This is a genomic window from Lentzea sp., assembly GCF_036380075.1.
Classification (GTDB): Bacteria; Actinomycetota; Actinomycetes; order Mycobacteriales; family Pseudonocardiaceae; genus Lentzea.
This window is the reverse complement of sequence record NZ_DASVFL010000254.1, coordinates 1-11,283: the sequence shown is the minus strand read 5'-3', so window position 1 is coordinate 11,283 and position 11,283 is coordinate 1. Positions and strand designations below refer to the sequence as shown.

Here is an 11,283-nt window from a genome sequence, read left to right as displayed (position 1 = left end):
GGTGGCGATCTGGCGTGTCGAGGCGCCGGCCCGGCGGCGGTCGGCGATCACGATCCGTTCGTCCTCGTTGAGGAACCGGCCCCGCACCAGCGGTGCCGGCACCTCGGTGATCGGTGGCGCCGCGTTGTTCCATCTCGACTGGTTCTTGCCGTTGCGCCACCTCTTGCCGGTCCGGTAGTTGATGCCGACGACCCGGCACGCCTCCCGGCTGCTCACACCACTCGCCACAAGATCAAGATAAGCGGCCCGTTCCCGATCCAACCGCTTACGACCCGAGCGATCCTCCCGGATCTCGAACATCACAACCCCTGAAAACTCAGGCGTTGCAACGACCACTAGAACCCAAGAGATTGCCGGGGGTCTGGGGGCAGCGCCCCCAGGTGAAAGCACGCAACCGCAAGCCCGCCGCCCGCAAGCCGACCACCCGCCCGGCCGCGGCCCGCAAGGTGACCACCCGCCCGGCCGCGGCACGCCCCAGGCAAGCCAACCACCCGCCCGGCCGCGTCACGCCCCAGGACCCGCCTGAACTGCGAAAACCACCCCACCCACCCCCGATTGGCCTCCCCACCACCGACTCACCTACACTGGTCGGGTTGCCTCGGCGAGGGCGAGCTCCCCAGCTCAACGTGATCGACGCGGTGGCTTGATGCCGCGCGTGTTGACCCGTTTCCGCGCTGCTCGCCGCCGCAGGCCACCACCAAGCCTCACCCGCGAATGACTTGTGCACCGCCCCGACGTACAAGGCCAGACTTGTAAGGAGTACCCCACCGTGTCCGAGGTCCGTCTCGCCGCTGAGCAGCGCACCGAATTCGGCAAGGGCGCCGCCCGCCGTACCCGTCGCGCCGGCAAGATCCCCGCGGTGCTCTACGGCCACGGTTCCGACCCGAAGCACCTGGCCCTGCCGGCGCTCGAGTTCGCCCGTGTCGTCCGCGAGCACGGTCAGAACGCCGTCCTCACCCTCGCCTTCGAAGGCGGGAACGAGCTGGCGCTCACCAAGACCGTCACCACGCACCCCATCAAGAACTACATCGAGCACGTCGACCTCCTCCTCGTCCAGCGGGGCGAGAAGGTCACCGTCGACATCCCGGTCGTCGTGACCGGTGAGGCCGCTTCCGGCACGCTCGTCACGCAGGACGCCACCACCATCAGCGTGGAGGCGGACGCCCTGAACATCCCGGAGCAGGTCGAGCTCTCGATCGAGGGCAAGGAGGCCGGCACCCAGATCCACGCCGGCGACCTGGAGCTGCCGAAGGGCACCACGCTGGTCACGGACGCCGAGGCCCTCATCATCGCCGTCAACGAGGCGCCGTCCGCGGCGGAGCTCGAGGGCGACGAGGCTGTGGCCGAGGCGCCTGAGGCCACCGAGGAGAGCTGAGCCCCATCACGTCGGGCCGCACAGACGGCGCGCCACCCCCTCACGAGGGGGGAGGCGCGCCGTTGCAGTACCTGAGCCCGACCGAGGTGAGGTCGAAGACGTTCCGCCGCAAGCGCCAGGGCTACGACCCCGGCCAGGTGAACGAGTTCCTGCTGATCATCGCCGACGCGCTGGCCGGCAGGATCCGCCTCAACCCCGACCACGTGCGCACCGTCCGGTTCGCCGCGGTCCCGAACGGCTACGACCCGCTGAGCGTCGACGGAGTCCTGCACCTGCTGGAGTTCCAGGTCCGCAACGGCATCGTGCCGCCCACGGGCCTGAACACCGGCGAGGACCTGCGCGGGCGCAAGCTGCCGAAGTCCGGCACCGGCTACGATCGCGCCGAAGTCGACGCCTTCGTCGCCCGTGCCGCGGCCAACCTGGACGGCAGGGGCGCCATGACCTCCACCGAGGTCCGCAACACCCGGTTCAGCACCACGTCCGGCCTGCTGGGCAAGGGCTACCAGGTGCAGGCCGTCGACACGTTGCTGGACGATCTCGAGCAGGAGTTGCGGTTCCGTGGACGCTGACCTCGCCCTCGTCGTCGGGCTGGGCAACCCAGGCCCCAAGTACGAAGGCAACCGCCACAACATCGGCTTCCTGGTCCTCGACGAGCTGGCCGCGCGGATGAGCGGCAAGTTCAAGGCCCACAAGTCGGGTGCGGAGATCGTCGAAGGCCGCCTGTCCGGCCACCGCGTCGTCCTCGCCAAGCCCCGCAGCTTCATGAACCTCTCCGGCGGCCCGGTCGCGAGCGCCGTGAAGTTCTTCAAGCCCACCACGATCCTGGTGATCCACGACGAGCTTGACCTGCCGTTCGCACAGCTGCGGATGAAGCTCGGCGGCGGCGACAACGGCCACAACGGACTCCGCTCGATCACGAAGTCCCTGGGCACCAAGGACTACCACCGCCTGCGCTTCGGCGTGGACCGCCCGTCAGGCCGCCAGGACCCCGCGGACTACGTCCTCAAGGACTTCTCCACCGTCGAACGCAAGCAGCTGGCGCTGGAGATCGACCGGGCGGCGGACGCGGCCGAGGCCCTCGTCAGCAAGGGCCTCGAAGCCGCGCAGAACGCCTTCCACTAGTCACACGAGCGCGGCCGCCGCCGACCGCCGCAGCTTCCCCGACGGGGTCTTCGGCAACGTCCCCGGCGGCTGCACGACGACGGCGAACGGCCGCAGCCCGACGGCGTCCACCACCCGAGCGGTGACCTGCTTGACCAGGTCCTTCTCCGCGTCGGCGTCCCCGGCGAGCTTCGACTCCAGCACCACCGCGAACCGCTCGCGCTGGGTGCCCGCGTCCAACCGCACCGCGACCGCGTTGCCGGGCCGCACCCCGTCGACCGAGCACGCGGCACGCTCCACATCGGTCGGGTAGATGTTCCGCCCGCCCATGATGATGACGTCCTTGCGCCGACCGCAGACGACGACCTGGCCGTCCTCCACCAGGTACCCGAGGTCTCCAGTGGACAGCCACCCCTCGGCGTCCTGAGTGGCCAGAGGCCCGTTCACGGTCAGGTAGCCGGGGGTGACGGCCTCGCCGCGGATCTGCAGCTCACCGACGTCCCGCACGCCCAGCACCTCGCCCGAGTCCGACACCACCCGCAGCTCCAGTCCCGGCAGCGGCGGCCCGAGCAACGGGAACGCGCGACCCGTGTCGGAAGGCACGGCGCGCCGGTCCGCCTCGACGGCGTCGGCGTCCACGACGTCCACCGACAGACCGGTGAACAGGGGCGCGAAAGCCACACCCAGCGTGGTCTCCGCCATCCCGTAGGCGGCCAGGATGGACTCCGGCCGCAACCCGAACCGGGCGCCGGCCGCCACGAACGATTCCACGGCGGCGGGATCGATCGGCTCGGCGCCGTTCAGCGCGAGCCGCAGGGACGACAGGTCGAACGAGTCCGACGACGAAGCCAGCCGGCGGGCCACGATGGCGTAGGCGAAGTTCGGCGCGGCGGTGATCGTGCCGCGGTGCCGGGTGATCAGGTCGGCCCACAGCGTCGGGCGGGACAGGAAGTCGACCGGGGTGACCTTGACCAGTTCCAGGCCGAACAGCATCGGCACGGTCAGGAACCCGACCATCCCCATGTCGTGGAACAACGGCAGCCACGAAACCATGACGTCGGAGCCCGGATCGAGCGCCGCCGCGACGCGCATGCCCTCGGCGTTCGCCATCAGGTTGCGGTGTGTGATGCGGACCGCCTTCGGATCGGCGGTCGATCCACTCGTCAACTGCAGCAGAGCCGTGGCATCCTCGTCGGTGGGAACAGGAGCAGCGATCGGCTCCGCGTCTAGCTCAGACAGCTTGCGGTAGGGGATCCCGTGCTGGTCCAGCACGGGAGCCAGGGCGTCGAAGGGGCTGCCGAGCAGGACCAGACGCGAGTCGATCATGGCGAGCACCCGCAGCGTGTCCTCGGCCCACTCGGCCAGGTCGGTGCGTGGTGTGGGTTGATGCAACATCGTGACGCTGCCACCACACAGCCATGCGGCTTGCACGGCTGGGGCGATCACGGCTGGTTCGGCGGCGAGCACGGCGATCGCGGTGCCCGGCGCCACGTCGAGCGCACCGGCCATCCGCCGGGCGCGTTCGTGCACCTCGGCCCAGGTCCGGTGGACGGGCGCGGCGGGTTCACCCGTCGTCATGCCCCTGTCCCCGCTGCTGGAGGCCGTCGCCAGCATCACATCCACGAACTGACTCATGTTCGCGATCGTAGTGGCGCCGTTTGGTCCATCAGGGCGAAACGTTGTGCCACGCGAAACGCGATACTCCCCAGTACAGGTACGCAGGAGGAGGTCATTGGTGGATCGGGGCGGTCCCGGAGCGCAGCATCGTCTACCCGCGCATCCGGCTCCTCTGCTCTCCGCTCAGGACGTGGCACTGGTCGCGTTCCACCGGCCCCCCAGGGGGCAGCGCGGGTACGACGCAGCCGAGGTGGACTCCTTTCTCGACCGCGTCGAGGCGACCATGCGCAGCAGGGACGCCCTGACGCGCGAGGACGTGCTGAACGTGAAGTTCAGCTCGGCGACCCGCGACCCCGGCTACGACGTCAACGAGGTCAACGTCTTCATGGAGCTCGTGGCGGACACGCTGCGGTCCACTCCGCAACGCCAGACGGCCTCGGCACCGGCGCAGGGCGCGCACGCCACGTCGCAGGCGATGAGACCTGCGGTGAGGCTCTCGCCGGACGACGTGGCCGCCGTGCGCTTCCACAAGCCCAGACCGGGGACCCGCGGGTACCACGAAGGCCAGATCGACGCGTTCCTCGACCGCATCGAGGCCACGCTGCGGGGCAGGGACAACCTGACCGCCGGGCAGGTGCAGGACGCCGTGTTCGGCGAGTCGGCGCCGGGAACGTTCGGGTACGACCAGGAGGACGTCGACACGTTCCTCGACCTCGTGGTCCTCATGTTCGAGACGGCGCCGCCGCCGCGCCAGGCTCCTCCCGTGACGACCCAGCTGCCGCGCCAGCAACAGGGACCCCAGCAGAGGCGTCCACAGCCGCCGCAGCGCCCCCAGCAACAAGCTCCCGTGCAGCGACCGGCCGCGCCGGCTTCCGTCGACTCTCCGAAGCTCACAGCCGCGGACATCCGCAACGTCGCGTTCCACCGCCCTCCCCGCGGCCGCCGCGGCTACCAGGAGTCCCAGGTGGACGCGTTCCTCGACCGCATCGAGGCCACCCTCCTCGGCCAGGACAACCTGACCGGCAAGGACGTCCGCGACGTCCGGTTCTCCCGTCCGCTCATCGGACGGCGCGGGTACGACGAGACCGAGGTGGACGCGTTCCTCGGCCAGATCGAGCAGCAGCTCTCCGGGCCGATGCGCAGCATGCCGCCGGTCAAGTCCTGGAAGGACCTGCGCCAGCTGCGGATCCCGCAGGCGCCGGCCGGTCAGCGCGGCTACCGCACCGCGCAGGTCGACCGGATGCTGGAGGAGATCGGCGTCGCGCTCGACGGCATGCTGGGGGCGACCTCCGAGGAGGTCATGAAGGCGCGCTTCAGCTACGCGCTGCTCTCCGGCCAGGGCTACGACACGTCGTTCATCGACGAGCTGCTGCCCCAGCTGGCGAACGAGCTCCGCCGCCGGGGCAAGTAGCCCGCCGCAAGGGCCCTCAGCCCTCCACGACCTCCGCCGCGACCATCCACGCCGCCTCGACGTCGGTCTCCTCCGCCAGCACGGCGCGGAGCTCGGCGTCGAGCTTCAGCAGCCGGTCGGGGTCGGTCGCGGCCTCGGCCAGTGCGGCGTGCAGCTCGGCTTCCTTCTTGTGCAGCACCTCCAGGCGCCGTTCCAGCCGCGCCAGCTCCTTGCGGGCGGCGCGCTGGTCGGCGGCGTTGGACGGCGCCTTCTCCGCGGCGGGGGCGGCCGCGGCGCTCTCCCTGTCGCGCAGCGAGTCGCGGCGCTTGAGGTACTCCTCGATGCCGCCGGGCAGGTCGGTCAGCCCGCCGTCGCCGAACAACGCCACGACCTTGTCGCAGACGCGCTCGACGAGGTACCGGTCGTGGGAGATCACGACGAGCGTGCCGGCCCACGAGTCGAGCAGGTCTTCCAGCTGCTGCAACGTGTCGATGTCCAGGTCGTTCGTCGGCTCGTCGAGCAGCAGCACGTTCGGCTCCGCCATCAGCAGCCGGCACAGCTGCAACCGGCGGCGCTCGCCACCGGACAGGTCCGACACCGGCGTCCACTGCTTCTGCGACGAGAACCCGAAGCGCTCGCCCAGCTGCGACGCGGACATCTCGTACTTGCCGAGCACGACGCGGCGGGCGACCTCCTCGATCGCCTCCAGCACGCGCATCGACCCGTTGAGGTCGAGCAGCTCCTGGGAGAGGTGCGCGATCTTGACCGTCGAGCCCTGGATCCGCTTGCCCGTCTCGGTTTCCCGCTCCCCCGCCAGCAGGCGGAGCAGCGTCGTCTTGCCGGAGCCGTTGACCCCGACCAGACCGATCCGCTCACCGGGCCCGATGCGCCACGTCAGGTCGCGCACCAACACGCGGTCCGGAATGGACAGTGTCACGTCCTCGAGCTCGATCACCGTGCGCCCCAGGCGCTTCTTGGCGAACGCGAGCAGCTCGACGTTGTCGCGCAACGGGGGCACGTCCGCGATCAGGGCCTCGGCGGCCTCGATCCGGTAGCGCGGCTTCGATGTGCGCGCGGGCGCGCCGCGGCGCAGCCACGCGAGCTCCTTGCGCGCCAGGTTCTGCCGCTTCTCCTCGAGCGTGTCCGCGAGCCGCTGCCGTTCGGCGCGCGCGTAGATCCAGTCGGCGTACCCGCCCTCGTACTGCTCGACCTTGCCCTTCACCACTTCCCACGTGCGGTTGCAGACCGTGTCGAGGAACCACCGGTCGTGGGTGACGACGACGAGCGCGCACCTGCGGGCCAGCAGGTGTTCCGCGAGCCAGCGCACGCCCTCGACGTCCAGGTGGTTCGTGGGCTCGTCGAGCACGAGCAGCTCGAGGTCCTGGATCAGCGCGGCGGCGAGCGCGACGCGGCGCCGTTCGCCACCGGACATCGTGGAGACGACGGAGTCGAGGCCCAGCGCCGTGATCCCGAGTCCGTCCAAAATGGACCGCACGCGGGCGTCGGCCGCCCACTCGTGCTCGGACTCGAACCCGAGCGGGTCGATCACCGCGTTGCGCACGGTGGAGCCGTGCGGCAGCTCGGTCCGCTGCGTCACGACGGCCATCCGCAGCCCGCGCGAGCGCGACACCCGGCCGTCGTCGGCGGGTTCCAGTCCGGCCAGCACCTCGAGCAGCGTCGTCTTGCCGCCGCCGTTGAGGCCGACGACACCGATCCGGTCGCCCTCATTGACGCCGAGAGACACGCTGTCGAGCAGCGGACCGACGCCGAACGACTTCGACACGGACTCCAGGTTGACCAGGTTGGCCATCGAAACCTCACGACTCAGAAGAAATGCCCGGCATGAGGCTACCCACCGGCCCCAAAGGCCCTGCTCGCCAGCCTCGGCCAGGGCGGATGCCACTCCGCGTGCGGCCGGGCGGCGGCTATGCGTGCACTTCGGGTGGCGTGGGCTTGGGCTCCTCGGTCGTGACCACGCGCGCTCCCGGCACCGGCCCGTGCGCCACGCGCACCGTGCGGCACACGCCCGCCCCGGCCAGTTCGGCCGCCACGCGCACGGCCATGTCGCCGTCCTCGCACAGGAACGCCGTCGTGGGCCCGGAACCGGACACGATGCCGGCCAGTGCCCCGGCGTCGACTCCGGCGCGCAGCGTGCGGCGCAGGTTCGGCCGCAGCGAGACGGCGGCCGCCTGGAGGTCGTTGCCCAGCAGCAGGGCCAGCTGGCGCGGGTCGCCGGACGACAACCCCTCCAGCACGGCCTCGACCTGGCCGACGCGCGGCGGGTCGCCGTCCGCGCGCAGGCGGTCCAGCTCGTCGAAGACGTCCGGAGTGGACAGTCCGCGGCGGTCGAACGCCAGCACCCAGTGGAACTGGTGGCGTCCGAGCACCGGGACGATCCGCTCGCCGCGGCCCGTTCCGAGAGCGGTGGCGCCGTAGAGGGCGAACGGGACGTCCGCGCCGAGCTTCCCGGCCAGTTCGGCCAGCTCGTCGCGGCTGATCTCCAGCCGCCACAACGACGACAGGCCGACCAGCGCGGCCGCCGCGTCGGCGCTGCCGCCCGCCATGCCGCCCGCGACCGGGATGGCCTTGCGGATGACGACGCGGACCTTGGGGTCGTCCGCGTCCCTGCCGACGTGCGCGGCCAGCAGCTGGACGGCGCGCCAGGCGAGGTTGGAGGCTCCGGTGGGCACCTGGTCGGCGCCTTCACCGTGCACCTCGACGCCGGGTTCGTCGGCCACCGCGACGGTGACCTCGTCGACCAGCGAGAGCGCCTGGAAGATCGTCACCAGGTCGTGGTAACCGTCCGGGCGCACGTCACCCACGGCCAGGTGCAGGTTGACCTTGGCCGGGACGCGAACTGTGACCGGGGGTGGAACGACTGCGAGCACCACGTCAGCCTACGGGCGTTCTGGGGTCCCGGACTCCTCCCCCGGTCGTCGTCATCGTCAGACCGGGATGACCGAGCCGTTGTAGGTCTGCTTGATGTAGTCCTTGACCTGCTGCGACCCGAGCAGCTCCGCGAGGTCGGAGATCCGCTTGTCGCCCTTGAGCTCGGTGCGGGTGACGAGGCCGTTGGCGTTCGGGTTGCCCTCGGCCTTCTCCAGCGCGAGCGAGTCGGTGGCGGGCTTGAGACCCGCGTCGATGGCGTAGTTGCCGTTGATCACCGACGCGTCGGTGTCCTCCAGCGACCGCGGCAGCTGGGCGGCCTCCAGCGGCACGAACTGCAGGTTCTTCGGGTTCTCCGCGATGTCGCGCACGGTCGGCTGGTCGACGGCCTTGAGCTTGACCAGGCCGTTCGCCTCCAGCAGCTTCAGGCCGCGGGCCTCGTTGGTGGCGTCGTTGGCCACGGCGACCTTGGCGCCGGAGGGCAGCTCGTCGAGCTTCTTGAACTTCTTCGAGTACAGGCCCAGCGGCTCGACGTGGACCGGCGCGACCCACTCGACCTTGGCGCCGCTCTCCTTCGTGAACGTCGCCAGGTACGGGACGGTCTGGAAGTAGTTGGCGTCGAGCGAGCCGTCGACCAGCGCCGTGTTGGGCTGCACGTAGTCGGTGAACTCGACGACCTCGATCTTCAGACCCTTCTGCGCGGCCAGGTTGTCGGCCACGTACTTGAGGATCTGGGCGTGCGGGACGGGCGAGACGCCGACCTTCAGCGTGTCCGAAGCGGACGCACCGCCCGACGAGCAAGCGGACAAAGCAGTCAAAGCGACCGCGATCAGGGCAGCCTTAATACGCATGATGTTCCTTTTGAGAATTACTGCTGGATCAGACGGAGGCGTGCCGGCGCCGGTCGGACGCACGGGCGGCACGGGTGAAACCGAGCTGGATGAAAGTGGTGAGCACGGCGAGCCACGCCACGGTGCTCCACAGGATCCGGTCGTTGAAGCGCTGGTAGCCCTCGCGGATCGCCAGGTCGCCGAGGCCGCCGCCACCGATCACGCCCGCCATCGCCGAGTACCCGATGAGGGCGATCACGGTGACGCCGATGGCGTTGATCAGCGCGGGCAGCGACTCGCGGATCAGCACGCTGCGCACGATCTTCAACGTCGAGGCGCCCGTGGTGATCGCGGCCTCGACCACGGTCACGTGCACCTCGGACAGGATGTTCTGCACCAGCCGCCCGACGAACGGGATCGCTCCCACGGCCAGCGGCACGATGACCGCCGTGCTGCCGATGGAGCCGCCGACGATCAGGCGGGTGACCGACGTGAGCGCGACGAGCAGCACGATGAACGGCATCGAGCGGCCCAGGTCGGTGACGAAGCTCAGGATCCTGTGCACCGCGGCGTTCGGCCGCAGCCCTCCCTTGGCGGTGAGCTGCAGCCAGACTCCTGCGGGAACTCCGAACAGTGTTGCGATGACCGTGGAGACGCCGACCATGTACAGCGTTTCCCCGGTGGCCTCGACGAGAAAGCTCAGCACGTCGGACCAGGGTGTTGCAGACCTCACGCAGCTACTCCCTGCGGCCCCTTGAGGGACCTCTGCACCGCACCGCCGGCCTCGCTGATCCACTCGAGAGCGGAGTCGGAGCGCTCGCCGTTCAGGCCCAGCCGGAAGCGCGCGACGGGCGTCTCGCCCAGCCTGGTGAGGCCGCCACCGACGATGTTCAGCTCGACGCCGAACCGGTGGGCCACCTCGGGCAGCAGCGCGCCGACCGCGGCGAACCCGACGAGCACCACGTCGGCGACCCGGTCGTAGGCGGTCTCGTTGATCGGGTTCAGGTCGACGGCGGGCAGCAGCGCGGAGCTCGTGCGGCTCCCTGCGTTGCCGACCAGGTCGAGGACCTTGCCGTGCTCGACGACGCGGCCCTGCTCCAGCACGGCGACGTCATCGCAGATCTTGCGGACCACGCCCATGTCGTGCGTGACGACGAGGACGGTCACACCGAGCTCAGCGCGCGCACGGTCGAGCACGGTCAGCACGGATCCGGTGGTCTCCGGGTCCAGGGCGCTGGTGGGCTCGTCGGCGAGGAGCACGGACGGGTTGGCGGCGAGGGCGCGCGCCACGGCGATGCGCTGGCGCTGCCCGCCGGACAGCTGGTCGGGGTAGGCCGTCGCCTTGTCGGTCAGGCCGACGAGGTCGAGCAGCTCGCCCACACGGGTGCGGCGCTGCGGTCCGGGCACGCCCGCGCTCTCGAGCGGCAGCGCGATGTTGCCAGCGGCCGTGCGCTGGCGGAGGAGCGAATCCCCTTGCGGCACAACGCCGATCTGCCGACGTGCGGCGCGCAGGGCGCTTCCGTCGAGGCTGGTGATGTCGGTGCCGTCGACGCGGATCGCACCGGAGTCGGGCCGCTCCAGCAGCGCGACGCAGCGGGCGAGCGTCGACTTGCCGGCGCCGCTCGGGCCGACGACGCCGAGCACGGTGCCCGCCTCGACGTCGAGGGTCACGCCGTTGAGGGCGTTGACGCCCTGGAAGGACTTGGTGAGGTTTTCGACAGTGATCACTTCTGCTCCACGGCTGCGCGCGACGGCACACACCCCGCCGTTGCCGGGGGTGCGCGATCGAGGGTTCTGCTCAGGTGTGTGCGCCACTCGCTCGGTGCCGAGTGCGCGTCAAAGGACTTGGAGAAGGCGCCTTAGACGAGGTGGCGACGACATGCAGAAGCGGTGCGACGGCACTGGTCGACGACTCGACGGCGCGTCAGCATTCGCGTGGTACCCATGGTGATCCTCCATCGGTCCTGGCGTTAGCACCTGCCCGCATCCAGCGGGTGGTTGCTGCGACGTCGTAGAGCCAGGTCTCTCAGTCGCTCCGGATGGCAAGTAGCAGTCAACCGGACGGACGTTCGGTTGCGCAAGCC

The 11,283-nt window shown here is 70.3% G+C and carries 11 protein-coding genes and 1 riboswitch; of the genes, 4 read left to right on the top strand and 7 right to left on the bottom strand.

All coding sequences use genetic code 11. The features are described 5' to 3' along the window. Positions 1-303, bottom strand: a 303-nt coding sequence (locus VF330_RS27800) for a helix-turn-helix domain-containing protein (protein ID WP_422655573.1), incomplete at its 3' end; no start/stop codon positions are given. Positions 304-769: 466 nt separating this feature from the next. On the opposite strand from VF330_RS27800, the gene VF330_RS27795 reads away from it, so the two are divergent. The 3 genes from VF330_RS27795 (at position 770) to pth (ending at position 2,497) form a co-directional block, all read left to right on the top strand. Beyond that, positions 770-1,375: a 50S ribosomal protein L25/general stress protein Ctc gene (locus VF330_RS27795; protein ID WP_330854635.1), complete on the top strand. Its 606-nt coding sequence runs from the start codon at positions 770-772 to the stop codon at positions 1,373-1,375. A gap of 62 nt (positions 1,376-1,437) precedes the next feature. Then, positions 1,438-1,944, top strand: a complete 507-nt coding sequence (locus VF330_RS27790) for a DivIVA domain-containing protein (RefSeq protein WP_330854634.1) — start codon at positions 1,438-1,440, stop codon at positions 1,942-1,944. Continuing rightward, positions 1,934-2,497, top strand: a complete 564-nt coding sequence (gene pth / locus VF330_RS27785; RefSeq protein WP_330854633.1) for an aminoacyl-tRNA hydrolase — start codon at positions 1,934-1,936, stop codon at positions 2,495-2,497. The genes VF330_RS27790 and pth overlap by 11 nt, the downstream gene beginning before the upstream one ends. Here the strand turns inward: pth and VF330_RS27780 are convergent, their stop codons facing one another. Next, on the bottom strand, positions 2,498-4,111 hold the full coding sequence (locus tag VF330_RS27780) for a fatty acyl-AMP ligase (protein WP_330854632.1): 1,614 nt from the start codon (positions 4,109-4,111) through the stop codon (positions 2,498-2,500). It lies immediately after the preceding gene. Here VF330_RS27780 and VF330_RS42110 point away from each other — a divergent pair. After that, a complete protein-coding gene (locus VF330_RS42110) occupies positions 4,110-5,504 on the top strand; it encodes a DivIVA domain-containing protein (RefSeq protein ID WP_414675463.1) in 1,395 nt (464 codons plus the stop codon). The genes VF330_RS27780 and VF330_RS42110 overlap by 2 nt on opposite strands. Before the next feature lie 16 nt (positions 5,505-5,520). On the opposite strand, the gene VF330_RS27760 is transcribed toward VF330_RS42110, so the two are convergent. From VF330_RS27760 to VF330_RS27740, 5 genes are all read right to left on the bottom strand, one after another. Further along, the gene (locus VF330_RS27760; protein ID WP_330854631.1) at positions 5,521-7,293 is read right to left on the bottom strand and encodes an ABC-F family ATP-binding cassette domain-containing protein; all 1,773 of its coding nucleotides are present in this window, start codon (positions 7,291-7,293) and stop codon (positions 5,521-5,523) included. 115 nt (positions 7,294-7,408) lie between these two features. Continuing rightward, positions 7,409-8,371 (bottom strand): 4-(cytidine 5'-diphospho)-2-C-methyl-D-erythritol kinase, encoded by a 963-nt coding sequence (locus tag VF330_RS27755; RefSeq protein WP_330854630.1) that lies wholly within the window; start codon positions 8,369-8,371, stop codon positions 7,409-7,411. Between the two features lie 57 nt (positions 8,372-8,428). Further along, a complete protein-coding gene (locus VF330_RS27750) occupies positions 8,429-9,220 on the bottom strand; it encodes a MetQ/NlpA family ABC transporter substrate-binding protein (RefSeq protein ID WP_330854629.1) in 792 nt (263 codons plus the stop codon). Between the two features lie 28 nt (positions 9,221-9,248). Further along, the gene (locus tag VF330_RS27745; protein ID WP_330854628.1) at positions 9,249-9,932 is read right to left on the bottom strand and encodes a methionine ABC transporter permease; all 684 of its coding nucleotides are present in this window, start codon (positions 9,930-9,932) and stop codon (positions 9,249-9,251) included. Continuing rightward, positions 9,929-10,927 carry a methionine ABC transporter ATP-binding protein gene (locus tag VF330_RS27740; RefSeq protein WP_330854627.1) on the bottom strand — a complete coding sequence of 333 codons (999 nt, stop codon included), beginning with the start codon at positions 10,925-10,927 and terminating at the stop codon, positions 9,929-9,931. The genes VF330_RS27745 and VF330_RS27740 overlap by 4 nt, the downstream gene beginning before the upstream one ends. Before the next feature lie 224 nt (positions 10,928-11,151). Further along, a riboswitch (SAM riboswitch) is annotated at positions 11,152-11,245 on the bottom strand. Between the last annotated feature and the right edge of the window lie 38 nt (positions 11,246-11,283).